The organism is Brevibacterium sanguinis (genome assembly GCF_039528855.1).
Classification (GTDB): domain Bacteria; phylum Actinomycetota; class Actinomycetes; order Actinomycetales; family Brevibacteriaceae; genus Brevibacterium; species Brevibacterium sanguinis.
The window spans coordinates 13,874-40,414 of record NZ_BAAAMB010000004.1; the positions used below are offsets into that span (position 1 = coordinate 13,874).

Sequence of the window (26,541 nt, forward strand, 5' to 3'; positions counted from 1 at the left end):
GGGCTGGTATGGGTTGTCGGGGTCGTGGTTCGCGGTGCTGGAGCGGATTGCGGTGCGGGACTGGTTGCGGTGCCGGTACGGCTTGTCGGGCCGGTACTGATTGTCAGGTAATCGATTACCGACTACCTGTCTTCCATCGTGGATTCTCCGGGCTATGCTGTCAATAGTTCTGGCAGGGGAGGTCGAGAGTTCCGGCAGGGGGAGATGGCATGGACCGAGCGAAGCAGCCCTCGCTGCGCGAGCATGCGCTCTCGATCATCCGCGACGCGATCGCCACGGGTGAGCTCGCCGAGGATCGGATCTATTCGGCCGCCGGGCTCGCGAAGCAGCTCGGCATCTCGCTCAGTCCGGTGCGTGAGGCGATGATGGCGCTCGTCACCGAAGGCACCGTCGAGGCGGTGCCCAACCGCGGCTTCCGCCTCGTCCCGATCACCGAGGCCGACCTCGAGGAGATCATCCGCATCCGCGTCCTCCTCGCCGTGCCGGCGGTGCGGCAGCTGTGCGATCGGCTCGCCGAGGCGGGGCCCGGGTCTGCTGTGGGCGCTGGCGAATTGGATGACGACGTCCCCACGGGGACGGGCGGTGCGGGGTCGGCTGCCGGTGCTGGCGGTTCTGCGGCCGTCGACCTCGAGGGCGCCGACAGGAGAAGCGGTGGCGGTGCGGGTGACACCGTTCCCACGGGGATGAGAGACGGAGTCCCCACGGGGACGGGCGATGCGATCCGCGACGAGCTGCGCCGACTGCGCACCCATGCCGAGGCGACGGTGGCCGCGGCCGTTGCCGGCGACCTCGTCGCGTTCTATACCCATGACCGCCGGTTCCACGAGTCGCTCCTCGCGTTCGGCCTCGGACGCCGTGCCGCGGAGATCAGCCTGCGGCTGCGCGACCAGTCCCGGATCGGCCATCTCTCGACCGTCGACGCAGGACCCAGTGATGCGGAAACCGGCAGCGCGGAATCCAGCGGTGCGGGTGGCGGAGCCGAAGCCCAAGCGACTTCGGGAGCGGGATCCACCGGTGCAGGGGCTAAAGCCGACGCCGCGGCGGACAGTACGAGCGCCTCGGTGACCGGATCCGGCAGCTCACGGTCTGTCGGGAACGTCGCGGTCACCTCGGCGAAGGAGCTCATCGACATCGTCGACCTCATCGAAGCGAACCGGCCCGACGCGGTCGCCGACCTCGTCACCCGCAACCTCTACTTCTTCAGACGCACCGAGGCCTCCGTCTCGGATGCCTCGGAGTGAACGGCACCGCTGGACCTCTCAGCAGACGACATCGCCCCTCCCGCGCTCACTGCGCGGAAGGGGCGATGCTCGATGCCGGTTCGTCGTGACTGGTCAGGGCGGCGAAGTCGGTTCAGACGCAGCCGCGTCGCCTCAGGTCAGATCACTTGCTCGGACTGTGTCACTTCCCGGCGCCGATCGGCATGGTCTCGGGGTCGATGTCGGGATTCTCGTCCTGACCCTTGGCGAGCTCGACGGCCTCTTCATGCGAGGACACCGTCGGGAACGACCCGAGCAGCGGCCGGTGCGCGGATTCGCGCATGAAGAACACGGCGACGAGCGCGATGACCGAGAAGAACATGATGTAGAAGGCCGGCATGTACGAGTTCCCGGTGAGGTCGATGAGTGCCTGGCTGAACAGCGGCGTCGTGCCGCCGAACAGCGAGACGCCGAGGTTGAACGTCAGGCCCATCGCGCCGTAGCGCGACGCCGTCGGGAACAGCGCCGGCAGGGTCGAGGCGAGGCACGCGATGTAGAACGCCGCGGGCAGCGCGACCATGAACAGTGCGATCGTCACCGCCCACATCTCGCCGATCTGCATGACGGCGAAGGCGGGAACGATGAGGACGATCGTCATGCCTGCGGCCAGCCCGAAGACGAACCGGCGGCCGAGCTTGTCGGAGAGCCGACCGATGAGCGGCAGGCAGATCGACATGATGACGAGCACCGGGATGGTGACGACGGCGGCCTGGATGTTCGAGACCTTGACCGTCTCCTCGAGGTAGGTCGGCATGAAGCTCGTCAGCGCGTAGCCCACCGTCTGCGAACCCGCGACGATGGCGATGCCGATGAGGATCTCCTTCCAGAAGTGGCGGATGACGCCGATGAGGCCGTGGCGGGCGAACGGGTCGTCCGCGCTCTTCGTCACCAGGCCCTCCTCCTGGGCGGCCTCGAAGCCGGGAGTCTCCGGGATCTTCAAGCGGAACCAGATGGCGACGACGCCGAGCGGGATGGCGACGAGGAACGGGATCCTCCAACCGCCGTCGACCATCGCGGTCTCGCCCCAGATGCTCGTGGTCACCACGCTCGTGATGGCCACCGTGCCGGCACCGGCGGCGAAGCCGAGGTAGGAGCCGACGTCGAGCCAGGCGGCCCAGTAGCCGCGGGACTTGTCGGGGGCGAACTCGGAGACGTAGGTGGTGGCACCGGCGTACTCGCCGCCGGTGGAGAAGCCCTGGATCATCTTGAGGATGTAGAGGGGGATGATCACCCACAGGCCGACCTGTGCGGCTGTGGGCAGCACGCCGATGAGTGCGGTGGCCGTCGCCATCGTCGCCATGGTGAAGAAGAGGACCTTCTGGCGCCCGATCTTGTCACCGAGCGGTCCGAGCACCATGCCGCCGAGCGGGCGGACGAGGAAGGACACGGCGAATCCGAGCAGCGTGACGAGCAGTCCCATCTGCGGATCCATGCCCTCGGTGAAGACGGCGGTCATCGTCACGGCGAGGTAGCCGTAGACGCCGAAGTCGAACCATTCCATGAAGTTGCCGACGGTCGTGCCGCCGATCGCGGTGCGGATGGACTTCGGCTCGACGACGATGCAGTCGTCGGCTTCCAAGCGCTTCTTCTTCGTCGACCGCCGCTTGATGCGGAAGGGCTTTCTGCTCTCCGCGCTCGGTTCGGTGTGGCCGGATGTCATTGCTGATTCCTCACGTTGACTGAGATGAAAACGCCGCGGCAGCGGCCGGCGGCGTCAAGGCAATGGAGTTCATCTTTGCGCTGGGCGCAAGCACTGTCAACAGCAATTGTGAACCAGATCACGCACAGCACCGGCCGCCCGATGCGGATTTCGCACCCGCGCTTCGGTGCTCTCATGCGGCAAGCGGCGCTGTGGCGCCGCGGAGATCGCCGTGATCCTATTCACGTGCGAATCGTGACGGGGGTCACATCGCGAAACGGATGATTCCGTCAGGGAATCCTGCCGCGGTTCCGGCTCCCGAAGAGTGGGAAGGCTCTTCCGCCGAGGTGGTCGCGCGGTCGACGACGACGGCGCGCACTCAGGGACTCCCGCCCCGGCGTGCGCGCCGTCAATGTGGTGGATGCTGTCGGCGTCAGACCTCGTGAATCTGTGGTTGCCGTCAGTTCTCGTGAGTGTGCGAGGGAACGACGACCCGGAAGTTCGCGAGCTCGGGGTCGACGCTGCCGCGCACGTGTCCCGAAGGGCTGGCTGCGACCGCCTGCAGGAAGTCGATCGTCTCCTGGGTGATCTCCTCGCCGGGCAGGACGTTGGGAATGCCGGGAGGATACGCGGCCAGCGAGCTCACGCTGATCCGGCCGGCCGCCTCGGCGGCGGAGACGACCTCGGACTCAGCGAAGAACGCGTCGCGCGGAAGCATGACGAGGTCGCCTGCCGTCGGCAGCGGCGGGATCTCGACCGGAGCGTCGTCGGCGGACGCGGGTGCCGCACCCTGCTCGATCGTCCCGACGACCTCAGCGTCCGCCTCGGCGAGGACGTCTGCCTCGGCGTTCTCCAGGCGCAGCTGCTCGAGGGCGTCGAGGAGACGGCTGATGTCCGGGGACTTGCCGAGTCCGATGAGCGCGACGAGGGTCGTGGCCGTGGCCATCTCGGCGAAGATCCCGAAGTCCTCGGCCAGGCGCTTGCGGACGGTGTGCCCGTCGAAGCCGGTCGCGGTGATGTCGATGGGCAGGCGGAACGGGTCGATGTCGACGACGTCCGGGGAGCTGAGGAAGTCGGCCGAGAGCAGCCGGTAGTGCCCCGACCCCTCGATCTGGGCGCGGGCGTGCCGGATGTTCGTGAGCGACTCCGCGATCGCGTCCTGGGAGTTGACGAGATCGCGGCGGGCGATGTCGATCGAGGCCATGAGGTGCGCGTTCTCGCTCGTCGAGGCCGTCATCATGAACGCGCGGGCGAGTGCCGGTTCGAGGCGGTCGGCGAACTCGGTGTCGCCGAGGTGGAGGAGCGCGGACTGCGTGAACGAGCCGGCGAGCTTGTGGGTGCTCATGATGACGACGTCGGCGCCGAGCGTGACCGGGGAGGCAGGAAGGTCGGGGTGGAAGCCGAAGTGCGCACCCCAGGCCGCGTCGACGATGAGGATCGCGCCGGCCTCGTGGGCCACCTCGGCGAGGGCTGCGACGTCCGCGACCGCACCGAAGTAGCTCGGGGTGACGAGGTAGACGGCCGTGACCGTCTCCGGGTGGCTGCGGATCGCGTGGCGCAGCGAATCGGGGGTGACGCCGTGGGCGATGCCGTTGACCTCATCGACGTTGGGCGAGACGAAGCGCGGATTGAGTCCGGCGAGGACGATGCCGTCGATGAAGCTCGAATGGGCGCTGCGCTGCGTGACGACGCCCGAGCCGAGGGTGCCGATGGCCAGCGCCGCCATCCGGTTGCCCTGTGAGGAGCCGTTGGTGAGGAACCACGTGCGGCGGGCTCCCCATGCCTCGGCGGCGAGCTCGAGGGCCTCGTCCTTCGGGGTGTCGACGCCGAGGTCGATGCCATCGAAGAGCGGCGGGATGTCGAGGGCGAGCACGTTCTCGCCGAAGAAGTCGGCCTGACCTGCGGAGATGCCGTCACCGTTGCCGCCGTGACCGGGAGTCTGGAGAAGCAGGGGATTGCGGGCGGCGGCCTTCGCGAGAGCGTCGGCGTACGGGGCGTGAGTGCGCGCGCGACCATCCTCGTGGGGGGTCGCGGGCACGGCGGAGTCCTGGTGCACGGTCATGCCTTCAGGGTAGGGAATGAGGGCCTTGGGGAGAATAGCAAGTTTCCTCGCCTACTCTATAGACAGTATTGAACTCATCGAGGGAGAGCTATGGAAGTTCTGGACACTCGCGGGCTCGTCGCGCTCCGCGCCGTCGCCGATGCCGGATCGGTCGCGGCAGCGGCGACGCGGCTCGACTGGAGCCAGCCGACCGTCAACCATCACCTCGCGAATCTCGAACGCACGCTCGGGGCGACCCTCATCGAGCGCACCCCCCGCGGTTCGCATCCGACGACCGTCGGCAGCCTCGTCGTCACTCGGGCGGTGGAGATCCTCGGTCTCGCCGACCGCCTCGTCGACGAGGTGGCGCTGTGGCGGGATTCGCAGGCGGTGCCGGTGAAGATCGGGGCCGTGCCCACGGTCGGCGCGCGTGTCATCCCGCTGCTTCACCACGAGCTGCAGAAGCGTCCGCGGTGGCAGGTCGCCGATGATGCGTCGGCCACGGTGCTCGGGGCTGCGCTCGACGTCACGATGGACGAGCATGCGAAGCTCGTCTCCCGGCTCGAGGCCGGCGACCTCGACCTTGCGCTCCTCGTCTCCACCGACGTCGACAAGGTGTGGATCCCGCCGAGCCTCACGGCGAAGAAGCTCTACTCCGAGCAGCTCTTCCTCTGCGTGCCCAAGGCCGTGGGGCCCGTGCCGATCGATCCGCACGGGCTGCCCGACTTCGCGGCGCTCGTCACGCAGTCGTGGGCGTTCAGCATCGACCCCGGTGACGCCATCGACGAGGTGATCCGCGCGTTCTGCCTGGCCGCGGGCTTCGAACCCCGGGTGGGGATGCGGATGGACGACTACGCGGCGATCAACAGGATGATCGCCGCGGGCCTGGCGATCGCGATGATCCCCGAGTCCTCACTGCCCACCGACCCCGAGATCGAGATCGTGCCGATGCCCCTGTCGGCCGCCCGCCGGGACGTCCTCCTCGTCTCCCGGGCACCGCAGCTCGGCCCGCGGCAGAAGTCCGCGCGGCACGATCCGATCGTCGCCGCCCATTCCGCTGCAGTCGCCGAGGTGGTCGCCGACGTCCGCACCGTCACCGCGGTCTGGAGGTAGGCAGGCGGGCTGTGTGGACCGCAGTCTGCGGCCCGCGGCGCTGGTCGGTCGGAGCGCCTCGGCGAGGTGGGCCTCAGTGCGGCTGCCAGGCGTCTTCGATCGCGACTCTGTCCGTGATCTCCGGGGGCAGGGTCTTGACCGCGAGGTCGGCCATCGTCACCTTCTCGAGGACATCGCGCAGGGCGAAGCGGGCGGCGACCCACACCTGTTGGAGGCATTCGGCGGCGTCGTCGTATTCGACGGCCTCGGGCCGCTGGCCGTAGATGGAGACGAGAGGGCCGTCGACGGCGCGGATGACATCGGCGGCGGTCACCTCGGCGGCTGGGCGGGAGAACCGCCACCCTCCGGACTTCCCGCGGACGGAGACGAGGATCCCCGCGCGACGCAGGTCGGCGAGGATCGACTGGAGGAAGCCTTTGGGTATGTCCTGCCGGCGTCCGAGCTCGTCGGCGCTGATGGGATCGCCGTCAACAGCGCCCGCGATCTCGATGAGCGCGCGCAGGGCGTAGTCGGATTTCGTCGTGACCCGCATCCCGATATGCTACCGCGCACGGCGGTTCGGTAGCACCCCGTCGTGCCGTCTGAGGGTGCGGAATACGACGGGCGCAGTGCGCTGGTGTCGGGCTGTCTCACGTTGGCGCGGACACTGCAGCCTCGCGGGTCGTGCTGACCCGCGAGGCTGTCCGTGACCCGTGGCTGGCTGGCCCGAGGCTGGTTGGCCCATGCCTGGCTGAACTGAGCCTGGCTGAACTGAGCCTGACTGATCCGCGCCCGGCTGACCTCGGGGTGGGGTCGGCGGGTGTGGTCTCAGGCCTCGGCGCCGACGGGTTCGGCAGCGGCCTCCGCGCGACGGGTCCTGCGCTCGAGCCGGACGACGTGGATGAGCAGGGAGATCCACCCGAGTGCCAGCGCCGCGAGGATCGTCGAGACCACGGGGGTCGACGCACCGAGGGCGAGGGAGATCGTCCGAGCGTTCGTGAGGATGATGATGCCGCCGGCCGCGATCGCGAGGACCTTGGCCGGGAGGATCTTCACGAGCCACGCCGCGAAGGGTGCGGCGATGATGCCGCCGACGAGCAGAGCGCCTGCGATCGACCACTCGATGCCCTGGGAGCCGAGGGCGAAGAGGAAGCCGAGCGACCCGCCGACGGCGACGACGAATTCGCTCGTGTCGATCGAGCCGACGACCTTGCGGGGCTCGAGGCGTCCCGAGGACAGGAGAGTCGTCGTGCCGACCGGGCCCCAGCCTCCGCCGCCGATCGCGTCGAGTGCGCCGCCGACGAGTCCGATGGGAACGAGCAGACCCTTGCCGGGGCGGCCCTTGAATGTCGGGCGGGCGCCGCCGAGGGCGAGGAAGCGCCAGATGACGTAGACGCCGAGAGCGAGCAGCAGACCGGAGATCCACGGGGTGGCGGCGTCGCCGTTGAGACCGGCGAGGAACGTCGCACCCGCGAAGGCGCCGACGAAGCCGGGGACCGCGAGGATGAGGACGGTGCGCCAGTCGACGTTGCCGAACTTGTGGTGGGAGATGCCGGAGACGAGCGAGGTGCCGATCTCGGAGAAGTGCACGGCCGCCGAGGCGGTCGCCGGGGCGATGCCGGTGGCCAGCAGCAGGGTCGTCGACGTCACGCCGTACGCCATGCCGAGGGATCCGTCGATGAGCTGGGCGATGAGCCCGACGATGCCTAAGACGATGAGCTGCCTCATGGTGGCCGCCTCTCCGTTGTGCGAAGCTGAGTGAGATTGTTGAGCAGTTTCACGTGCCTCCCACACAATACTCATTAAGTTGAGTGAATTACTACACTATGAACTTCTGTGACGGGGTGAGGCGGCAGACGAAGCGGGTGAGTGAGTCGCAGATGCGTGTGACGGGGCGAACTGCGGTGCGCACCGCGGGGCGAAACAGCGCTGCGCACCGCGCGTGCTCTCGACGGGACGTAAGGCGGGCGACGACAAGGCGCCGGTTCTGCGCCGCATCCATGGCGATCCCCGTGTTCTGCGCCAGGTCCATGGTGAAATTCGCGTCCAGATCACCATGAATCCGGCGCGCAATCGCCATGAACGCGGCGCACATTGCTCAACTATCGCCGCGACCCGCGACTCGGCGCCGCGACTCGGCGCTGCGACGCCGACAACGACCCGCGCCGCATGCGACCTGAAGTCGGCCCCGGTGCCACCCGAGGCAGGGACTTCCGGACGCAGAGTGTCGATTTCGGACTCGATCATCGACACTCTGCGTCCGGAGAACGACGACGCGGGCACAGGAGTCGTCGGGACGGCGCGTAACTGTCGGTTCACCGCGTATCTGTCGTGACACTGCGTCGGTGGGCGGGGTGGTTGGGGGTGCAGCCCCGTGCCGCGACGGGTTGATTCCCCTCAGTCGAAGGGCTGCGAGGACCGCGAGGACTGCGGGGCGTGGGCCTGTTCGGTCACGCGGAGGACGTCGAGGTCGACCTGCCCGTCGATGCCCGCGACGTTCGCGAAGTAGTGGACCTGCCACATCGTCCACTCGCCGCCGGGCCGGACGAAGAAGTTCGTCACCCACTGCGGGCGGTCGGCCAGCGTCCCGATCGAGTAGTCGGAGGTGAAGGAGCCGCGCGCATAGACGAGGAGCTCGCGGCCCCACGCCTCCTCGACGATGCGCCGGAAGTCCTCGAGCTCGGCGTCCACCGCCTCCTGCGGCGGTCGCTCCTGACAGGCGCCGATGAGTTCGAGGTCGATCGCCGGCGCCAGCGCCTCGGGTTCGGGCGGGGCGGCAGCGAGGAAGTTCTCGGCCTGCTCGGCACCGGGGGAGCAGAGGGTGAAGAAGTGATAGGCGCCGCGGCGCACGCCGGCGGTCGCGGAATCCGTCCAGTTCGCGGCGAATCGGGGGTCGACGTAGTCGTTGCCCTCCGTGGCCTTGATCATCGCCGCGGCGATGTCGTCGGAGGCCACTGCCCTCCAGTCGATGACGCCCTGGTGGTTGGAGACGTCGATCGCGTGGACCTCACCGGGCTCGAGCGCGGGCCGGGTGTTCGGCACCCACGCGAACCACCAGACGGCCACAGCGAGGACAGCGACGACGACGGCGGTCGCCGTGAGGGGAAGCGGACGGCGCCAGCGCGGGGTGCGGTCTCGGCGGGGTGCGGTCACACGACCAAATCTACCCGGCGGCCCCCTCCACCTCGCGGACGATCGGCAGCTCGCACGTCGTCGGCGCGTGCTGCCGGTACCCGGAGAGGAACTCGCCGAGGCGGTCGATCGATTCGGTGAGCACGTCGACCGACGGCAGTGTGACGAGCCGGAAGTGATCGGGCCGCGACCAGTTGAAAGCGGTGCCGTGCGAGACGAGGATCTTCTGCTCGCGCAGCAGGTCGAGAGCGAACTGCTCGTCGTCGGTGATCCCGAACTTCTCCGTGTCGAGCTTCGCGAAGAGGTAGAGCGCCCCGTCGGCGCGTTCGGCGCTGACGCCGTCGATCGAGTTGAGGCCCTCATGGGCGACGGTCATCTGCTCGCCGAGGCGGCCGGTCGGCAGGACGAGATCCTCGATCGACTGCTTGCCGCCGAGGGCCGCCTGGATCGCGTGCTGGGCGGGCACGTTCGCGCACATCCGCATGTTCGCGAGCAGGGTGATGCCCTCGATGTAGCTCTTCGCCTCGGACAGCGGTCCGGTGATCGCGAGCCACCCCGCCCGGTAGCCGGCGATCCGGTAGGCCTTCGACAGCCCCGAGTAGGTCAGGCACAGCACATCGTCGCCGGTCAGGGTCGCCATGTTGATCATCTCGACGCCGTTGTAGGTGATCTTCTCGTAGATCTCGTCGGCGAAGACGATGAGGTGGTGGCGGCGGGCGATGTCGGCGATCGCGGCCAGCGTCTCCCGCGGGTAGACCGCACCGGTCGGGTTGTTCGGGTTGATGACGACGATGCCGCGCGTGCGCTCGGTGATCTTCGACTCGAGATCCTCGAGGTCGGGCAGCCAGCCGTTCTCGTCGTCGCAGAGGTAGTGCTTCGGGGTGCCCCCGGACAGCGCCACCGAGGCGGTCCACAGCGGGTAGTCGGGACTGGGCACGAGGATCTCATCGCCGGGATTGCACAGGGCCTGCAGCGAGAGCGTGATGAGCTCGCTCACCCCGTTGCCGAGGAAGACCTCCCGCGTGTCGAGGTTCGTGATCCCCTTCGACTCGTAGTGCTGGACGACGGCTCGGCGCCCGGAGAGGATGCCCCGCGACTCCGAGTAGCCCTGCGCGACGGGCAGGTGGCCGACGATGTCCTGGACGATCGTCTCAGGCGCTTCGAAGCCGAACGGTGCAGGGTTGCCGATGTTGAGCTTGAGGATCGTGTGTCCCGCTGCCTCCATCGCCTCCGCCTCTTCGAGGACAGGACCCCGAATGTCATAGAGGACATTGGCCAGCTTCGACGACTGCCTGAACATGTGTGCCTTTCTCCAGCGACTTCTGCCACTTCCACGCTAGGGCCCGGACCTGAGTGCTTCCGACCAGACAGAGGCGCGTTTCGAACACCTTTGTCCGCGCCGACGGACCGAAGTGCAGACCTTTGGGCAGCCGCTCGCGCTGTCCGAGCGGACCCCGCGTCCCGGCTCCCGGCAGGCGACTAAGCTGAGTAACGTGTCCGATCCTGCACCGCGCCGCCGCGGCCGTCCGCCGAAGTCCTCGCGCGGCGACGCCCGCCAGGCGATCGCGAAGGCCGCGGCCGACGAGTTCTCCGACCGTGGGTACGATGCGACGTCGATGCGCGGCATCGCCCGCCGCGCCGGCGTCGATCCGGCGCTCGTCCACCATTATTTCGAGTCGAAGGCAGCCCTCTTCGCCGAGGCGGTGAGGCTGCCCGTGCGCCCCGACCGGATCGTCCGGCGCGCGCTCGACGCCCCGCTCGACCGCCTCGGCGAATCGATCGCCGGCACGGTGCTCACCGCCTGGGAGGATCCGAGGATCAGGCCGATCGGCATCACCCTGCTCAAATCCGTCATCGGCGGATCCGCGGCCGGCAGCCTGCTGCGGCAGTTCATGGTCCGCGAGCTCGGGTCGGCGATCACCGGCAAGCTCACCGCCGAGGGCATCGAATCCGCCGAGGCGGAGCTGCGGTCCTCGCTCGTGCTCAGTCAGATGGCCGGCGTGCTCATCATCCGCCACGTCGTCGCGCTCGAACCGCTCGCCTCGGCGCCGCTGCCGGAGGTCATCGCCCGGACCTCGCTGTCCGTGCAGCGGCACATCGACGGGAACACGCAGGTCAGCGACCCGGACCCGGGCGACGACCGTCCCAGCGACTGACCCTTCTACGGCCGTGCGGCGAACAGCGCGTCGTCGCGGAAGGCGGCTCGCGCTCGCCTGAGCGCGTCGATTCCGGACAGATTCCCCTTGACGCCTCCGACGAAGAGGCGTCTAATTCATCGTATGATGAATAATGTCATCGAGACCCGCGGCCTCACGGTCCGGCGCGGACGCACGACGGTCCTCGACCGGCTCGATCTCGACGTGCCGTCGGGCGCGATCGTCGGACTGCTCGGGCCCAGCGGCAGCGGAAAGACGACCCTCATGCGCGCGATCGTCGGCATGCAGATCACCCGCGGCGGCACCGTAACCGTGCTCGGTCGGCCCGCCGGGACGCGGGCGCTGCGGCATCGGGTGGGCTACATGACCCAGCAGGCGAGCATCTACGACGATCTCACCGTCGAGCAGAACCTCCGCTACTTCGCGCGGATCGTCGGCGCCCCGGCCGCGGATGCCGCCCGCGTCATCGAGCGCACGGGCCTGACCGGGCAGACGCGTCAGCTGGCGCGCACGCTCTCGGGCGGGCAGGCCAACCGCGTCTCCCTTGCCGCGGCGATGCTCGGCACCCCCGACCTCCTCATCCTCGACGAACCGACCGTCGGCCTCGACCCCGTCCTCCGCGCCGACCTCTGGGACATCTTCCGCCGGCTCGTCGACGACGGGGCGACGATCCTCGTCTCGAGCCACGTCATGGACGAGGCGACCCGGTGCGATCGGCTCCTCCTCATGCGCGACGGCCGCATCATCGCCGACACCACCCCACCCGAGCTCCTCGCCGCGACGGGAGCCGAGACCGCCGAGGACGCCTTCCTCACGATCATCGAACGCGATCGCACGGGAGGCCACCGCCTCCTCGGCGCAGGTCCGGACGGAGGCACGCGATGACGGCCCGGCGCACGTTCGCCACCGCCGGTCGCGTCCTCCTCCAGATCGGCCACGACCCGCGCACGATCGCGCTCCTCCTCGTCGTGCCGAGCCTCCTCATCGGCCTCGTCGCGTGGATCTTCGACGAGACCGAGGTCTTCGCCGACATCGGCCCGGCGATGCTCGCGCTCTTCCCGTTCATCGTCATGTTCCTCGTCACGAGCATCTCCACCCTGCGCGAGCGCCGCAGCGGCACGCTGGAGCGGCTGCTGTCGATGCCGCTCGGCAAGGGCGACTTCATCCTCGGCTACACGCTCGCGTTCGGTCTGCTCGCCATCGTGCAGACGGCGATCGCCGGGACCTACGCGATCTGGGTGTGCGGACTCGAGATCGAGGGGTCGATGGTCCTGCTCTTCGTCGTCGCGATCGCCGATGCCCTCCTCGGCACCGCGCTCGGCCTGCTCGCCAGCGCCTTCGCGCGCACCGAGTTCCAGGTCGTTCAGTTCATGCCCGTGCTCGTCTTCCCGCAGATCCTCCTCGGCGGGATCTTCCTCGCCCGGGACCGGCTGCCGGAGGTGCTCGAGACCATCGGCGACTGGCTGCCGCTGTCGCACGCGATCGACGCGCTCACCGCCGTCGCCACGGGATCCGAGGACGCCGACTGGGTGTGGCTGCGGATCCTCTTCATCGGCTGCTGGATCGTCGGTGCGATCGTCGTCGGCTCGCTCACGCTGCGCCGGCGGACCCCGTAACTGCGCGCAACTCCGCAGGTGTGTGCTCAGGAGGCGCTGACTCCGCGGCTGTGCGCTCAGGCCCGCTTGCGGTCGGAGGCGAGCATCCCGAAGACGAGAGTGTCCGTCCATTCGCCCTTCGACCACCAGTCGCTGCGCAGGTGGGCTTCGCGTGTCATGCCGATGCGCTCGGCCAGCTTCGCCGAGGCGGTGTTCCGGGCATCCATCTGCGCGACGACCCGGCGCAGCTGCGCGTCGTCGAAGGCATGGTTGAGCACGGCGAGCGCCGCCTCGGAGGCGAAGCCGTGGCCACCGGCGGCGGGGTTGAGCACCCAGCCGACCTCCGCCTTCGTCTCGTCCGCGGAGTCGAGCCAGATCGCGATGTCGCCGATGACGGTCGAACCCGCGAAGTCCTCATGATCGTCGTCGGTCTCGATGACGAGGGCGAGTGCCTTCGCCTCCCCGCCCAGCCCCGTACGGGGGATCCGCTTGCCGATCTCGGTCCGCGCCACCTCGGCGGTCCAGGGGTCGCAGAGAAGGAACCGCGAGACGTCCTCGCGCGCGTAGATCGGCAGCAGCGCCTCGGCGTCGGAGGGCCGGTAGGTGCGCAGGCGCAGCCGTGCGGTGCGGACGGTGAGCGCAGGGTCGGTCATGTCGTCTACCGAACCACGCCGCCACCCCCGGGTCAAGGTGCGCACAGACGGTGCCGCAGGGCGGAAACGCGAACGGCACGGTCGTCGACCCTCGGCACGGTGGGGAACCCGTGCCGCTGGTCGATGACCGTGCCGTTCGGAGAGGCGTGAGCCGAATCGGCTCACGCCGGACTTGGCGTCAGTGCTGCTCGCGTCAGCGCGGCCCGCTGCTCAGATGTTGATGAGCTTGCGGCGCTGGGCGTAGCGGACGAGGGCGGTGCCGCCGATGATCGCCGCGACGCCGAAGAAGATCGCCGCGCCGATCTCGACACCGGTGCGCGGGAGGGTGCCTCCGCCCTTGCCGGCGAGTCCGGGGCCCTGGTCGCCGCCGGAGGAGCCGTTGCCCTCACCGCCGCCCGAGCCGCTGTTGCCACCACCGGCGCCACCGGCGCCGTTCTCATCGGAGTTCCCGTTCGACTCATCGCCGCCGGCATCCGCACCGCCGGCATCCGCACCGCCGGCATCGGCCGAGCCGTTCGACTCGTCCCCACCGGCGTCCGCGGATCCCTCGGAGGTGCCGCTCGAGTCATCGGAACCGGCGGGGTCGTCACCCGGGTCGCCGGGCACCTCGGCGTCGGGGTCGAGGCCGAGCCCGTCGAGGATCGTGAAGTGCGTGTCCGTCTGGTCGGTGAGTCCGACGACGTTCGCGGCTCCGGGGCCGTAGGCGGCGATGCGCACCTGCGAGCCGGTGTGGCTCTGCGAGTTGCCCTCTTCGGCGGTGCCGTACGCGACGGTCATCGGGCTGCCGTCCTTCGTCTCCAGCGTGCGGCTCAGGCCCGGCGTCGTCGATCCCGTCTCGACGATCTGGCTCGTGTGAGCGTGGTCGGCGGTCGTGATGACGAGCGTCTCACCGTCCTGCTTCGCGAAGTCGAGGGCCGCGGTGACGGCCTCGTTGAGGTCGACGGTCTCACCGATCTGACCGCACGGGTTCGCCGCGTGGTTCTGCTTGTCGATGCTCGCGCCCTCGACCTGGAGGAAGAAGCCCTTGTCGTTGTCGAGGAGGTCGACGGCCTTCGTCGTCAGCGCCTCGAGGCTGGGCACGGCGGAGGTGCGCTCGGGGTTGTCGGTGCACTGCGCGGCCGGTTCGCTGCCGCCGGTGCGGGTGGCCAGCGGGCCTTCCCAGCGGACGGGGAAATTGCCCTCGGAGAAGAGGCCGAGGACGGGGGCGTCCTGGTTCGCCTCGGTCACCGAATCGAGTGAGGACGCGTCGTCGACGAGCTGGTAGCCGCGCTCCTCGGCCTGCTGGCGCAGGGTCTTGCCCTCCCAGTCGCCGGCCTTCGCGGTCTGCTCGAAGGAGGCCGAGCCGCCGCCGAGGGTGACATCGGCGCGTGTGTCGAGGATCTGCTCGCTGATCGACCCGAGCCCGCCGTTCTCGAGGGCGGCCTCGGAGCAGTCCTGGCTCGTCTCCTCGGGGCCGTAGCAGCCGCGGGCGGAGATGTGCGAGGCCTGCGCGGCCGGAGTCGCATCCTGGATCTCAGAGGTCGAGACGTTTCCGGTCTTCAGGCCGTTCGCCCGGGCGATCTCGACGAGGGTCTTCTCCGGGGTGCCGTTGCGGTCGATGCCGAGCGCGCCGTTGTACGTCTTCACGCCCGAGGCCCAGCCGGTGGCGCTCGCCGCGGAGTCGGTGACGTAGTTGGGCTTGCCGGTCTCCTGGTCGACCGCGTACGTCGTGTAGCTGCCGGTCAGCGGCAGTTCGTCGATGCCGGAAAAGCGGCCGTTCGCGCCCTCGGCGTAGTTGCGGGCGACGGTGATCTCCGAATCGCCCATGCCGTCTCCGATGAGGAGGATGACGTTCTTCGCCCCGGCGTCCTCGATCGATTTCCGGATCGAGTCGGTCATGTCGCCGTCGAGCTGGCGGGCACCGCCGGGTTCGTCGATGCCGGCCGCCGCGGCGGGGGCGGCGACGCCGAAGAGTGCGAGGCTGAGCGCGCCGGTTGCTGCTGCGAGACGCAGAGTTCTCCTGGCCATGGTTGTCCTTTCGGATCGTGGTGCGCGATTGCGCGGATCTGCCATTCCAACCTACTCAGGGAACTCGCAGACTGGATTGATCCGGGATGAAGGGCGCGTGAATTGCCCTGTCACATGACCACCATGCGGACGACCGGCGACGTGCTCACGACCGGCCGAGCGCCTGCTTCCACGACACCTTCGGGCCCGACCTCAGGATCGACTGCTCGAAGATCCGGGTGGCCAGCAGCAGGGCGAGCAGCGTCGTGACCACGAGGATCGCCAGGGACACGAGCGGCTCCCACCAGGCGGTCGTGCCCATGAACACCCGCATCGGAACCGCGACGGCCGCGGAGAACGGAATGTAGCTGAGCACCGCCATGATCGCCTCGTTGTCGGAGAAGAGGACGACGCCCATGTAGGGCAGGAGGATGAGCATCATGATCGGCGTGCTCGTCGACCCGAGGTCCTCCGACCGGGAGACCATCGACGCGGCAGCCGCGTAGAGCGCGGCGATCATGACGAAGCCGACGACGAAGAGGGGGATGAACCACGCGATCGGGTCGGCGAGACGACCGAGGACGAGGTCGTTGCCGCTGATCGCGGCGCCGACGAGCACCGCGACCGCGGTGAGCGCGACCTGCGCGAACGCGAGCACCGAGCACGCGATGACCTTGCCGAACATGATCGCCCGCGCCGAGGTGGAGGCGAGCAGGATCTCGACGATCCGCGACTGCTTCTCCTCGACGACCGATGAGGCGATCGTCATCCCGAACGTCATCGCCGAGGAGAGGAAGATCAGCCCGAGGCCGAGCCCGATGAAGCGCGTGAGCGCCGGATCCGGGGCATTCGGGTCGAGGATGTCGACGGTCGGGGTGAGGCTGAGCGCGCCGCTCAGCGACTCGGGCGCCGCCCGCAGGGCGATGATCGTCGTCCCGGTCGGCGAGTCGGCGGAGTCGACGACGGCCGCGGTGACCTCTTCGCTGCGCACGAGCTCCTCGGCCTCCTCGGTGCTGCCGACGACGACCGGTTCGATGCCGTCGATGCCGGCCACGGAATCCGCCGAGGTGACCGCCACCTTGTCCGTCGAGGCGAACAGTGAGGGCAGCGACCCGGAGACGGCGACGACCGCGCCGAAGAGGATGACGCCGAGCAGAGTGGAGACGACGAAGGCCTTCGACCTCAGCCGGACCATGATCTCGCGTTCGATGACGAGACCGATCGCCGTGGTGAAGCTCGCCCGGGTCGTCGTCACCGGTGTCGAGAGATGGGTTCCGGGAATGGGCTGGTGTGCGCTCATGCCTGCGTGACCTCCTGGAAGAGACGGTTGAGGGGAACGGAATGGGGGGCGAACGCGCGCACGGACGACAGGGTCATCGCCTGCCGGAGGACCGCCTCGGCGGCATCCCCGTCAGGGGCGGAGAACCGCACCCACGTACCGTCGAACTCGGCGACGGCGACGTCGGGAAGGTCCCGGACCCATGCGAGATCCGCATCGGCCTCGAGGATCCACTCCGGGCGGCTGCGCTGACGGCGCAGCTCGTCGGCGGTGCCGGTCGCGACGAGGCGGCCCTGGTTGATGATGACGAGATCGTCGACGAGGCGTTCGACGAGGTCGAGCTGATGACTCGAGAAGAGGACGGGAGCACCGGTGTCGGCGAAGTCGGTGAGCACGTCGAGGGTGCGTTCGACGGCGATCGGGTCGAGACCGGAGAACGGCTCGTCGAGGACGAGCGCGCGGGGGCGGTGGATGAGGGCTGCGGCGATCTGCACCTTCTGCTGGTTGCCGAGGCTGACGGATTCGAGCGTGTCCGTCGGCTTGCCGCCCAGCTCGAGCCGCTCGAGGAGTTCGAGGCCGCGGCGCTTCGCCGAATGCCGGCTGAGGCCGTGGAAGCGGGCGAGGTAGACGAGCTGATCGATGATCGGCATCTTCGGGTAGAGCCCGCGCTCCTCGGGCATGTATCCGATGGTGCTGCGGTCGGCGGCGGTGATCGGCCGGCCGTCGACGGTGATGCGACCGGCATCGGCGGCGAGGACGCCGAGGAGGATCCGCATCGTCGTCGTCTTGCCCGAGCCGTTCGCACCGACGAAACCGGTCATCCGGCCGTCGCCGATGGTGAACGAGAGGTCGTGGAGGACCTTCTTGTCGCCGAAGCTGCGTGCGATGTTCTCTAGCGTGATCATGTCTCCACGCTATGCGGGGACACGGTTCCCGCGGCTCAGCCGAACGGGCGAGATCCGCCTCCTGCTGCCGGGGGAGCGGTCGCCCTGCGGTGCGGCGAACCGGTCAGTCCCGCGGCTCAGGCGGTTCGGGTTGGGCCTGCTCGATGAGGAGGCAGGCGAGGTTGACGGAGCGGTCGATGTCGACGTCGTCCAACGGCGGGGAGTGGGGGATGAGCGAGCGCATGAGGAACGCGCCGACGAAGGTCTCCATGAGGGCGTCGAGGTCGACGGCGTCGACGACGATCGCGTCGCGCGCGGCTGCACGGTCGAGGATCTCGGTGAGCACCGCCATCCGCTGCGGGAGGAAGCCCTTGACGAAGGCATCGGCCGCCTCGGCGGGGCCGTCGTGCATGTGGGCGAGCCACGCGGGCATCGCCGCGCGGACGAACGGATCGTTGAAGATCGCCGCCTGCTGGGATTGGAAGGCGCGGAGGTCGCCGGCGAGAGTGCCGGTGGGCTCCGGGGTGTCGAGTGGGTGCCGCCGATCGACGAGCGCGGGGATGAGGTCGGCGACGCTGGCGAAGCGGCGATAGAACGCGGGTTTGCTCGTCCCGGCGGCGGCGACGATCGCTGCGATGGTCGCGGAGCCGTAGCCCTCTTCGATGATGATCTGCGCCGCGGCATCGAGGATGCTGAGGTCGATCGAATCGTCGCGTGGCCGACCGGAGAATCGATTGGTGCTGATGTCGATCATCCTTCACATCGGTCGTGCGGTCGCAGAATTCGCTCTGACTGTAGCAGAGGAGAGGGGTGGGGTTGCCGGTTCTTTATCATTCCGTTACGCTACGTAACGAGCGGTGGCATACCATCCGCTCACCCCTCATGAGCAGTGCTCGTGATCCATCCCCAATGGACGTGGAGGCAGCGGCGCTGTGGACAGCAGCGCCCTGCTCCGTCCGTGGGGTGAGGTGCCCCGTCGGAGGTGGCGCCGCGAGGGATGAGGCGCCGAGGTGGTCACGTCGTCGGCGCGGACTCCCCGACGCGGACGACACCGTTCTCATACGCCCAGATGACAGCGTGCGTGCGGTCGCGGATGCCGAGTTTGGCGAGCAGGTTCGACACGTGCGTCTTCACCGTGGCCTCGCCGAGGTGGAGCTGACCGGCGATCTCGGCATTGCTCAGGCCCGTGGCGAGGAGGCGGAGGACCTCCTGTTCGCGCTCGGTGAGGAGATCGAGCGCGGGCGAGGGCTGCGCGGATGCGGCCGGGGAGCTCACCGAGCGTTCGATGACGCGGCGCGTGACCTCGGGGGAGAGCAGGCCGTCCCCGCTGGCCAGGGCCTTGACAGCGTCGATGAGCTGTTCGGCTTCGGCGGTCTTGAGGAGGAAGCCGCCGGCTCCTGCGGCGAGCGCTTCGAAGAGGAAGTCGTCGCGATCGAAGGTCGTGAGCATGAGGACGGCGCTGCCGGTGTCGCGCCGGACGATCTCCGCAGTGGCGGCGAGGCCGTCCATCACCGGCATCTGGACGTCCATGCAGATGACGTCGGGTGTGAGCTCGATGGCGCGGTCGATTGCGATCTGCCCGTTCTGGGCTTCGCCGACGACGGCGATCCCGTCCTCGGATTCGAGGATCGTGCGGAAGCCGGTGCGGACCATCGACTGGTCGTCGACGAGGAGGACTCTGATCATGCGTGCCGTGCCTTTGCGCTCGGAGGTGCGGGTGTCCCTGACGGTGCGGTGGATTCCGGGGAGGCGTGCGCCGAGGCGGCGCGGTCCGTGGTCTCGGCCGCAGGCATTTGGTCTGCCATCGGTGAGGGAGAAGTCTCTGGCGTCGCAGTCGATGACGCGGTCGCCGCGGTCGATGGAGAGGTCTCGGGTGCCGTCGCCGCTGTCGCGGGCGAATCCGGGCGCGTGTAGGGGATGCGGGCGCGGACGAGCCAACCGCCGCGTGACTTCGGGCCCGCGTCGAGGGTGCCGCCGAGGGCGCTCATCCGCTCGCGCATCCCGACGATGCCGAGCCCTGTGCCCTGCGACCGGCCGGTGCCATCGGACCGTCCGGTGCCATGCGACTGCCCGGGTGACTGCCCCGTGCCGAGTGACGGATTGGCGCGCTCGCCGGTCGGGGAGGTGTCGCTGACCTCGACCTCGAGGTCGCTCGGGCCGTAGCGGAGACGCACCACCACCTCGGCGCCGGGGCCCGCGTAGCGCTTGGAGTTCGTCAGGGATTCCTGGATCACCCGGTAGACCGAGAGCTCGGTGATGGCGGTGAGCGGATGCGGTGTCCCGTACGTCGCGACGTCGAGGTGCTGCCCGCTGCGGCGCGCGTCGGCATAGAGGTCGGGCAGGTCGTCGAGTCCGGGGGTGCCGCTCGTCCGGTTCGCCGCAGCGGTCGCGGAGCTCGTGTCGCGCAGGGTGTAGACGAGGGTGCGGAGCTCGTCGACGGTCTCCCGGGTCGACGCCTCGATGGTCTGCAGCGACTCCCGAGCGCGGTCGGGGTTCCTCTCCAGGCTGCGCCGGGCGGCCGCGGCGTGGATGCCGACTCCCGCGATGTGATGGGCGACGCCGTCGTGGAGTTCGCGGGCGATGCGGACGCGTTCGAGGTCGAGCGCCTGGTCGGCGAGCTGCTGCTCCTGCCGGCGCACCTCGTCGTTGGCGGCGCGGAGTTCGCCGACGAGGTGCCGCTGGGTCCAGGCGCGGTCGCCGAACATCCATGCCCCGCCGAAGAAGAGGAGGTTGATGAGGAACGTGATGCCGGAGTTCGCCGCGTACTGCAGGACGGTGAGCTCACCGAGGCCGGAGAGCTGAACGACGGCAGCGCCGATGAGCGAGGCGAAGATCGCGATGCAGAGCAGGAGCCGCGACATGAACGCGGCCTGGCGGTTGCTCTGCCAGGCCCCGATCGAATAGACGGCGAGGAAGAGGGTGATCTGCGAGACGCCCGGCTCCATCATCCCCAGGAACTGGGCGGCGATGTAGAGGGCGGAGACCACCCACGCGACGAGGCTCGGATGCGTGCGCCGGAAGACCAGGGGCAGCGGCACGATGAGGGAGGCCAGGCAGGACGCCCACAGCGGAACCTTGAACGGCCAGAAACCGCCGGCGTTGTAGAGGGCGGCGAAGACGGCCGAGCCGATGCCGAGTGCGGCCACGAGGTACCAGTCCCGGGCTCGCGGTCGCCTCTCCGCGGCGGTGATCGGCTCTGCCATTCCTCCAGCTTAATCAGAGGGAGGTCGCCGGGGACATCCCTCGGAGAGCTGATTCGCCTCCGCCGCACGGGGGAGGGGCAGTGCTCACTCCCGTGAGTCGCGGCGAGAGACGACGAGCCATACGGCCCCGGCGAGCGGTGGGAGGAAGAACGCGATGCGCACTGCCGGCGGGATCTCGATCTGGGTGACGTTGTAGGCGGCGACAGCGAACCCGAGGGTCGTCAGCACGGCGGCCGACCACCAGCCGAAGCGCGACCGCTCGAGAGGGCGCACGGCGAGGAAGGCGAGTGCGACGAGCAGTCCGGTGCCGGCGATCGCGAAGAGGTAGGTCAGTGTCAGCGACGACGCCTCCTCGAGGCTGACCCCGGATGACGTGGGGTACTGGTAGGAGCTGAGCAGTGCGGGGCGGATCTGTCCGGCCGAGACGATCGTCGCAGCGATCGCCGCTGCGCTGGCGAATCCACCGATGAGCGCGACGGTGCGGGTCCGAGTCATGATGACCTCCGAGGTCGGGAGACATGATTGAGACATTATGTATCAATCGCGTGATGCTAGATTAAAGAGACACTATGTCTCATGTCAAGGAGGATCGCATGCCGCGCGCTCACCGATCGGTCGAGGAGACTCGCACACTGGTCGCCGAGGCGATCGTCGACTACGTCGCCCATCACGGCATCGCGGTGTGGCCCGAGATTCCGATGGAGCGCATCCTCGAATCCGCCGGCGTCTCGCGCGCCTCCGCCTATCGCATCTGGCCGGGCAGATCGGCCTTCGGAACGTTCGCGCTCGAGCAGTGCGTCGCCGGTCATGCGATGGCGACGCTCGATGAGCAGCGGGCGCTCGCCCTTGCTCGCGAAGTGCTCGGTGAAGCACCCACGGGGACCGCGTCACGAGTCGACAGCGCCGCGCGCTTCATCGCGCGCGCCGCGGAGGAAGAGCTCGATCTGCTGCTGAGCTCGGATCGGTGGCGAGCCTTCGTCCGGTTCCAGGCGGTGGCACTCGACGCGCCGACGCCCGAGATCCAGGAGCTGCTCGACCGCATCGACACCGAGGATGCGGCCCGGCTCCACGCGGTCTATGCGTCGGTGGCCGAGGTGTGGGGTCTCGCGCCGGTCATCGCCGGTGGGACCTCGGCGATCGCCGAGGCGGCTCTGCTGCTCGCGCGCAGCGCCGTGGCGAGGATCGTCGCCGGTCGCAGCGAGGGACGGCTGCGGTCGACGTATGCGACCGCTCTGGCGGCGCTGGTCCGCGGCTCCTTCCGCGAAGTCCCGCAGGGCGCGGTCGACCTCGAACGACTGACGGCGAGCTGAACCACGATCTTGTCTGGGGGCGACCGCGGCCTCAGCCCTCAGAGCTCGACGGCGACGACGGGATCGGTCGTCGGCTGCGGGGAGCCGCCTTCGGGTTCGACGGTGATGCCGAAGAGATTGCCGGCGGCGAAGTCGCTGCCGTCGATGTTCTCGGCGTCGCCGACCATGAGGCCCACGCTCTTCGGCCCGTCGTCGCCGATCACCCACATCTGCAGGGATGTGCCTTCGGCCGGGGTGACATCGCGCGAGGTCACATGGATGAGCTGTTCGGTCTCGGAGGACACGACGGTGACCGAACCGCCCGCGGCGAGATCGGCCGTCGTCGTCCTCAGGTCCGGGGCGTCCATGAGCCGCGCCGTCTCATCGAGTCGCTGCTGCGTCTCCGCCAGGGTCGCCTCGAGTTCGTTCTGCCGCTGCTGCATCTGCCAGGCGCTGATGCCGAATCCGCAGACGACGATGAGAGCGGCCGCTGCGGCCGCCCAGGGCAGCCAGCTCCGCTTCCGCCGTCGTGCGGCGAGATCGATGGGCTCCTCGGCACGAGACGCCGCGCCGCCGGCCCGAGTGCTGGGGGAGGAATCGGAGTCAGCGGCCGCGGTTCGGTCAGCTGCCTCGGTGGGCCCGGTGTCAGCGGTACGGTCTCCCGCCTCGGCGAGGATCCGCTCGTCACGGGACGGGGCATCGGTTCCGGCTGAGTCGCTGTCCGGACCCGCCGGGGCGGCGGTGTCCGGCGCCGCACTCCCCTGGGGGAGACTCTCCTGGGAGAGGTGGTCGGGCAGGGAGAGGATCGCGTTCTTCGTCTCCTCGCTCACGGCTGCCGGAGCGTCGGAGGCGGCCATGAAGGCGGCGGTCTCACCGTAGGCGGCGACTTCGGCCTGGAACTCGGGGTCGGTGTCGGCCAGCGCCTGCGCCTCGACGAGCTCATCGTCGCTCAGTCCGCCCAGCGCCAAGCCGACGGCCAGGTAGTCACGATCGGCGCTCATCGGCTCGCCTCCAATTCTTCGCGCATCTTCCTCATGCCGTCTCGGATTCTCGATTTGATCGTGCCCAACGGGACCTTGAGAGTCTCGGAGATCTGCGCATGGGTCATTCCCTGATAGAAGGCCATGACGATCGGTCTCGCCTGATCGTCGGGCAGGAGCTTGAGGGCGGCGACGGTGCGGTCGGACTCCGCCCTGTCGATGACGGTCTGCTCGACCTGTTCCCCGACCTCGGCCGCCGACCGCAGTCCGTCGGCGACATCCCGGTCACGGGAGGACTGGACGCTGCGGACGCAGTCGATGCCGCGTCGCCGTGCCATCGTCACGAGCCATGCCCGCCCGCTGCCGCGCTGCGGATCGAAGCTGCCGGCCCTCGCCCACACTTCGGCGAAGCACTCCTGGAGCACCTCCTCGGCGAGCGATCGGCTCATCACGATCCGCACGATCACCGCCATGAGGATGGTCGACTGCGTGGCGAAGAGCTCTTCGAAGGCGCGACGGTCACCGGCGGCCACCTGGATGAGCAGCTGCCCACAGGGGTCCGTCTGCGCGTGCGCCTCACCGTCTGCCCGCATCGTCCGACCGGGCGGCGATGCCCCGGGATCATGGGAAGTCATGATTACATCATGTCATCCTCGCCGAGGTGGTGCTCACCTCAGGTCGGGTTGTGCGGGGACGACGGTGACTGAGCCAGCGGGGCGGGGCGTCGAGGGGAGTGCCGGGATCGCGTGCTGCCGAGAAAGCATGCTGCCAGGGACCGGCCCGAGACCACTCGAGCCAGGCCCCTGGCAGCACACCGCCTCAGCGGTCCCCGATCACTTCGGGGGCATGAGCACGCTGTCGACCATGTAGACCGTCGCGTTCGCGGTCTTCACGCCGCCGCACACGAGCTTCGCGTCGCCGAACGTGAGGTCGTCGCCGCTGCCTTCGATCGTCACGGTCGAGCCCTCGACGGTCTCCTGGTCACCGGCAACCTCGTCCGGTGAGAGCTGGCCGGGGATGACGTGGTAGGTGAGCACCTTCGTCAGCTCATCGGCGTTGCCCGCCACCGCGTCGAGGTCCTCCTTCGGGATCTTCTCGAAGGCCTCGTTCGTCGGTGCGATCACCGTGAACTCGTCACCGTTGAGAGTGTCAACGAGGTTGACATCGGGGTTGAGCTCACCCGAGACGGCCGAGGTCAGGGTCGAGAGCATCGGGTTGTTCGAGGCAGCCGTGGCCACCGGGTCCTGGGCCATGCCCTCGACCGAGCCGGCACCATCGGGGTTCTGCTCGGCGTAGGCCGCGCAGCCGGGTCCGACGAGCTCTTCACCGGCCATGGCCGACGAATCCGATGCCGGAGCGGAGCTCTCGGAGGATTCGCTCGACTGGGTCTCCGAGCCGCCCGACTCCGTGTCGCCGCCGGAGCTTCCGCAGCCCGACAGTGCGAGGATGCCGATTGCACCGGCCGAGAGGAGGGTGGCAGTGCGAGTGCGCAGTGTTTTCATCGTTCTACTCCTTGTTTCTCCGTTTTCACGGTCGTGCTCTGGTCGACACAGCCTGGTGTGTCCTGCTGTGTTACTGGGGGTTCGCAGCGACCGAGGTTCCGGATGGGTGATCGGACGGGTTTTTCTCCTCTTTTCCGGATCTTCTTCGCCGGATCCCGCAGCCGGAGGCAGAGAACACCGAGGTGACGGGGGAGGAATGCGGGTGTGGGGCGGGGCTGCGCGTTCGGGCGAATCCCGGGCACGGCCGGCTCACTCGACGGTGAACTGGATGCGGTGGTGACCGGTCGCGGAGTTCGGGATGGCTTCGCGGCGCTCAGCGGTCTGGACGGTGCCGTCCTTGTCGACGGCGCGCACCGTGACGCTGTGGAGGCCCGACCGGACGTCGTCGAACTCGGCCCGCCACTGCCGCCATGTGTCGACGGTCGCCTCGGCGCCGAGTTCGGCCTCCGTCCAGTCGCCGTTGTCGAGGCGCACCTCGACGCGGTCGATGCCGCGGGTCTGCGCCCAGGCGCTGCCGCCGACGGTGATGGTCCCGGCGGGGAGTTTCGCCAGGGGACGGGGCACATCGATGCGGGAGGCGACGAGGATCGGCGCCTTCGCGTCCCATCCGCGCTGCGTCCAGTACGCCTCCTTCTCGTCGAATCGGGTGACCTCGAGTTCGGTCACCCACTTCGTCGCCGACACGAAGCCGTAGAGACCGGCGACGACGAGTCGGGCCGGGAAGCCGTGCACGGGGGTGAGCGGCTCGCCGTTCATTCCGACGGCGAGCAGCGCGTCCCGGTCATCGAGCATCGCCTCGAGCGGCGTCGACGCGGTGAAGCCGTCATGGGAGTGGGAGAGCACCATGTCGGCGTCCGGGCTCGGCCCCGCACGGCGCAGCAGCTCCCGGACGGGGTAGCCCAACCACGTGGCATTGCCGACGAGGTCCCCGCCGACGGGGTTCGAGACGCACGTCAGCGTCGTGTGCTGCTCCTGCAGGGGCAGCGCGAGGAGCTCGTCCATCGTGATCGTCACCTCTTGGTCGACCATCCCGCGGATCGTCAGCGACCAGTCCTGCGGGTCGATCGTCGGTGGGGCGAGGACGGTGTCGATGCGGTAGAAGTCCTTCTGCGCGGTGACGAACGGGCGGATGCCCTCGACGTCGAGGCTCGCCCCCGCGGGGATCGGTCCCGCCGTCCGGGCGGCGCGGGGGAGGACGAGGTTCGCCGCCGAGGCGGCCGCCTCCCTGGTCAGGGCGACAATCGATTGGCCCGTCGCCACCCCGACGGCGCCGACGGCCGCCGCGATCCCGGTGAGCGCGAGGAAGCGCCGCCGTGAACCGGCCCGCTGTGCGCGGTCGGCGGGGGAGTCCCGGGTGAGCAGCGGGGTGCGCGCGGCAGTGGTCGATGCCTGCGCCTGTGCTGCCGTGGCCTGTGCGGCCCAGCGCAGGCCGACCCACAGCACCACGACCCCGGCGGCCAGCCCGACGAGGGTGGGAACGACGTCGATGAGCGTCGAACCCGTCCGGGTGAGGACGGCACCGGCGGGCACGAGGCCGGCGACGATGAACGCGGCCAGCGCCACCCGTGGTCGCGTCCCGCCGAGCCAGCCGATGAGGGCGCCGAGGATGAGGGCACCGAGCGCGACGGTGGCGACGAGGACGATCTTGTCATTGGCGCCGAAGAGCGCGATGACGGGTTTGATGACGCTCGTCGGGGTGAGCGGGATGATCGCCTGCCCGAGGACGAGCAGCGGCGCCGAGGTCGGTCCGATGAGCCGGGCGACGAGGTCGGCGAGGCCGAAGAGGAGGAGCGTCGCGGCGACGCCGACGAGGATGGAGCGCAGACGGAGTCTCATGTGGGGGATTCGGAG

25 protein-coding genes are annotated in these 26,541 nt (G+C 69.1%); 7 read left to right on the forward strand and 18 right to left on the reverse strand.

All coding sequences use genetic code 11. The annotated features are described in order from the left end of the window. Window positions 1-209: 209 nt before the first annotated feature. On the forward strand, window positions 210-1,241 hold the full coding sequence (locus ABD154_RS04135) for a GntR family transcriptional regulator (protein ID WP_232623763.1): 1,032 nt from the start codon (window positions 210-212) through the stop codon (window positions 1,239-1,241). Between the two features lie 160 nt (window positions 1,242-1,401). On the opposite strand, the gene ABD154_RS04140 is transcribed toward ABD154_RS04135, so the two are convergent. Together ABD154_RS04140 and ABD154_RS04145 are read right to left on the reverse strand one after the other, a co-directional pair. Further along, on the reverse strand, window positions 1,402-2,919 hold the full coding sequence (locus ABD154_RS04140; protein WP_232623762.1) for an MFS transporter: 1,518 nt from the start codon (window positions 2,917-2,919) through the stop codon (window positions 1,402-1,404). A gap of 439 nt (window positions 2,920-3,358) precedes the next feature. Further along, complete coding sequence (locus tag ABD154_RS04145; RefSeq protein ID WP_211978556.1) at window positions 3,359-4,960, reverse strand: aminotransferase class I/II-fold pyridoxal phosphate-dependent enzyme; 1,602 nt, start codon at window positions 4,958-4,960, stop codon at window positions 3,359-3,361. A gap of 90 nt (window positions 4,961-5,050) precedes the next feature. Between ABD154_RS04145 and ABD154_RS04150 the strand changes: the two genes are divergently transcribed. Continuing rightward, window positions 5,051-6,052: a LysR family transcriptional regulator gene (locus ABD154_RS04150; protein WP_211978557.1), complete on the forward strand. Its 1,002-nt coding sequence runs from the start codon at window positions 5,051-5,053 to the stop codon at window positions 6,050-6,052. 73 nt (window positions 6,053-6,125) lie between these two features. Here ABD154_RS04150 and ABD154_RS04155 read toward each other — a convergent pair whose 3' ends face one another. Next, a complete protein-coding gene (locus tag ABD154_RS04155) occupies window positions 6,126-6,584 on the reverse strand; it encodes an RrF2 family transcriptional regulator (protein WP_137826875.1) in 459 nt (152 codons plus the stop codon). 275 nt (window positions 6,585-6,859) lie between these two features. Beyond that, window positions 6,860-7,759, reverse strand: coding sequence for a sulfite exporter TauE/SafE family protein (locus ABD154_RS04160; RefSeq protein ID WP_198500013.1), 900 nt, complete (start codon window positions 7,757-7,759; stop codon window positions 6,860-6,862). 214 nt (window positions 7,760-7,973) lie between these two features. Between ABD154_RS04160 and ABD154_RS04165 the strand changes: the two genes are divergently transcribed. Continuing rightward, complete coding sequence (locus ABD154_RS04165) at window positions 7,974-8,366, forward strand: hypothetical protein (protein ID WP_344250269.1); 393 nt, start codon at window positions 7,974-7,976, stop codon at window positions 8,364-8,366. Window positions 8,367-8,428: 62 nt separating this feature from the next. Here ABD154_RS04165 and ABD154_RS04170 read toward each other — a convergent pair whose 3' ends face one another. Both ABD154_RS04170 and ABD154_RS04175 read right to left on the reverse strand, forming a co-directional pair. Further along, window positions 8,429-9,184, reverse strand: a complete 756-nt coding sequence (locus tag ABD154_RS04170; protein ID WP_211978559.1) for a GH25 family lysozyme — start codon at window positions 9,182-9,184, stop codon at window positions 8,429-8,431. 10 nt (window positions 9,185-9,194) lie between these two features. After that, window positions 9,195-10,463, reverse strand: a complete 1,269-nt coding sequence (locus ABD154_RS04175; RefSeq protein WP_211978560.1) for a pyridoxal phosphate-dependent aminotransferase — start codon at window positions 10,461-10,463, stop codon at window positions 9,195-9,197. A gap of 193 nt (window positions 10,464-10,656) precedes the next feature. Between ABD154_RS04175 and ABD154_RS04180 the strand changes: the two genes are divergently transcribed. From ABD154_RS04180 to ABD154_RS04190, 3 genes are all read left to right on the forward strand, one after another. Then, window positions 10,657-11,319, forward strand: coding sequence for a TetR/AcrR family transcriptional regulator (locus ABD154_RS04180; RefSeq protein WP_211978561.1), 663 nt, complete (start codon window positions 10,657-10,659; stop codon window positions 11,317-11,319). A gap of 123 nt (window positions 11,320-11,442) precedes the next feature. Further along, window positions 11,443-12,204 (forward strand): ABC transporter ATP-binding protein, encoded by a 762-nt coding sequence (locus tag ABD154_RS04185; RefSeq protein ID WP_211978562.1) that lies wholly within the window; start codon window positions 11,443-11,445, stop codon window positions 12,202-12,204. After that, window positions 12,201-12,935 (forward strand): ABC transporter permease, encoded by a 735-nt coding sequence (locus tag ABD154_RS04190; protein WP_211978563.1) that lies wholly within the window; start codon window positions 12,201-12,203, stop codon window positions 12,933-12,935. Before ABD154_RS04185 ends, ABD154_RS04190 begins: the two co-directional genes overlap by 4 nt. A 56-nt stretch (window positions 12,936-12,991) precedes the next feature. On the opposite strand, the gene ABD154_RS04195 is transcribed toward ABD154_RS04190, so the two are convergent. The 8 genes from ABD154_RS04195 to ABD154_RS04230 form a co-directional block, all read right to left on the reverse strand. Further along, a complete protein-coding gene (locus tag ABD154_RS04195) occupies window positions 12,992-13,567 on the reverse strand; it encodes a GNAT family N-acetyltransferase (protein ID WP_211978564.1) in 576 nt (191 codons plus the stop codon). 210 nt (window positions 13,568-13,777) lie between these two features. Next, entirely contained in the window at window positions 13,778-15,574 is a 1,797-nt protein-coding gene (gene phoA / locus ABD154_RS04200) for an alkaline phosphatase (RefSeq protein WP_344250275.1), read from the reverse strand. 145 nt (window positions 15,575-15,719) lie between these two features. Beyond that, window positions 15,720-16,853 carry an ABC transporter permease gene (locus tag ABD154_RS04205; protein ID WP_211978566.1) on the reverse strand — a complete coding sequence of 378 codons (1,134 nt, stop codon included), beginning with the start codon at window positions 16,851-16,853 and terminating at the stop codon, window positions 15,720-15,722. Next, a complete protein-coding gene (locus tag ABD154_RS04210) occupies window positions 16,850-17,737 on the reverse strand; it encodes an ABC transporter ATP-binding protein (protein WP_211978567.1) in 888 nt (295 codons plus the stop codon). Before ABD154_RS04210 ends, ABD154_RS04205 begins: the two co-directional genes overlap by 4 nt. 103 nt (window positions 17,738-17,840) lie before the next feature. Then, entirely contained in the window at window positions 17,841-18,470 is a 630-nt protein-coding gene (locus tag ABD154_RS04215; RefSeq protein ID WP_211978568.1) for a TetR/AcrR family transcriptional regulator, read from the reverse strand. A 260-nt stretch (window positions 18,471-18,730) separates the two neighbouring features. Beyond that, complete coding sequence (locus tag ABD154_RS04220; protein ID WP_211978569.1) at window positions 18,731-19,402, reverse strand: response regulator; 672 nt, start codon at window positions 19,400-19,402, stop codon at window positions 18,731-18,733. Then, window positions 19,399-20,919: a sensor histidine kinase gene (locus ABD154_RS04225; RefSeq protein WP_211978570.1), complete on the reverse strand. Its 1,521-nt coding sequence runs from the start codon at window positions 20,917-20,919 to the stop codon at window positions 19,399-19,401. Before ABD154_RS04225 ends, ABD154_RS04220 begins: the two co-directional genes overlap by 4 nt. 84 nt (window positions 20,920-21,003) lie before the next feature. Next, window positions 21,004-21,414: a hypothetical protein gene (locus ABD154_RS04230; RefSeq protein WP_211978571.1), complete on the reverse strand. Its 411-nt coding sequence runs from the start codon at window positions 21,412-21,414 to the stop codon at window positions 21,004-21,006. A gap of 98 nt (window positions 21,415-21,512) precedes the next feature. Here ABD154_RS04230 and ABD154_RS04235 point away from each other — a divergent pair, with 98 nt between their 5' ends. After that, the gene (locus ABD154_RS04235) at window positions 21,513-22,229 is read left to right on the forward strand and encodes a hypothetical protein (RefSeq protein ID WP_211978572.1); all 717 of its coding nucleotides are present in this window, start codon (window positions 21,513-21,515) and stop codon (window positions 22,227-22,229) included. Between the two features lie 38 nt (window positions 22,230-22,267). On the opposite strand, the gene ABD154_RS04240 is transcribed toward ABD154_RS04235, so the two are convergent. The 4 genes from ABD154_RS04240 to ABD154_RS04255 all read right to left on the reverse strand — a co-directional run bounded on the left by ABD154_RS04240 (window position 22,268) and on the right by ABD154_RS04255 (window position 26,526). Beyond that, window positions 22,268-23,209, reverse strand: a complete 942-nt coding sequence (locus ABD154_RS04240) for an anti-sigma factor (protein WP_211978573.1) — start codon at window positions 23,207-23,209, stop codon at window positions 22,268-22,270. Continuing rightward, complete coding sequence (locus tag ABD154_RS04245; protein WP_211978574.1) at window positions 23,206-23,823, reverse strand: sigma-70 family RNA polymerase sigma factor; 618 nt, start codon at window positions 23,821-23,823, stop codon at window positions 23,206-23,208. The genes ABD154_RS04240 and ABD154_RS04245 overlap by 4 nt, the downstream gene beginning before the upstream one ends. A 198-nt stretch (window positions 23,824-24,021) precedes the next feature. Continuing rightward, window positions 24,022-24,690, reverse strand: a complete 669-nt coding sequence (locus ABD154_RS04250) for a fasciclin domain-containing protein (protein WP_211978575.1) — start codon at window positions 24,688-24,690, stop codon at window positions 24,022-24,024. 249 nt (window positions 24,691-24,939) lie between these two features. After that, a complete protein-coding gene (locus ABD154_RS04255; RefSeq protein WP_211978576.1) occupies window positions 24,940-26,526 on the reverse strand; it encodes a molybdopterin-dependent oxidoreductase in 1,587 nt (528 codons plus the stop codon). Window positions 26,527-26,541 lie beyond the last annotated feature (15 nt).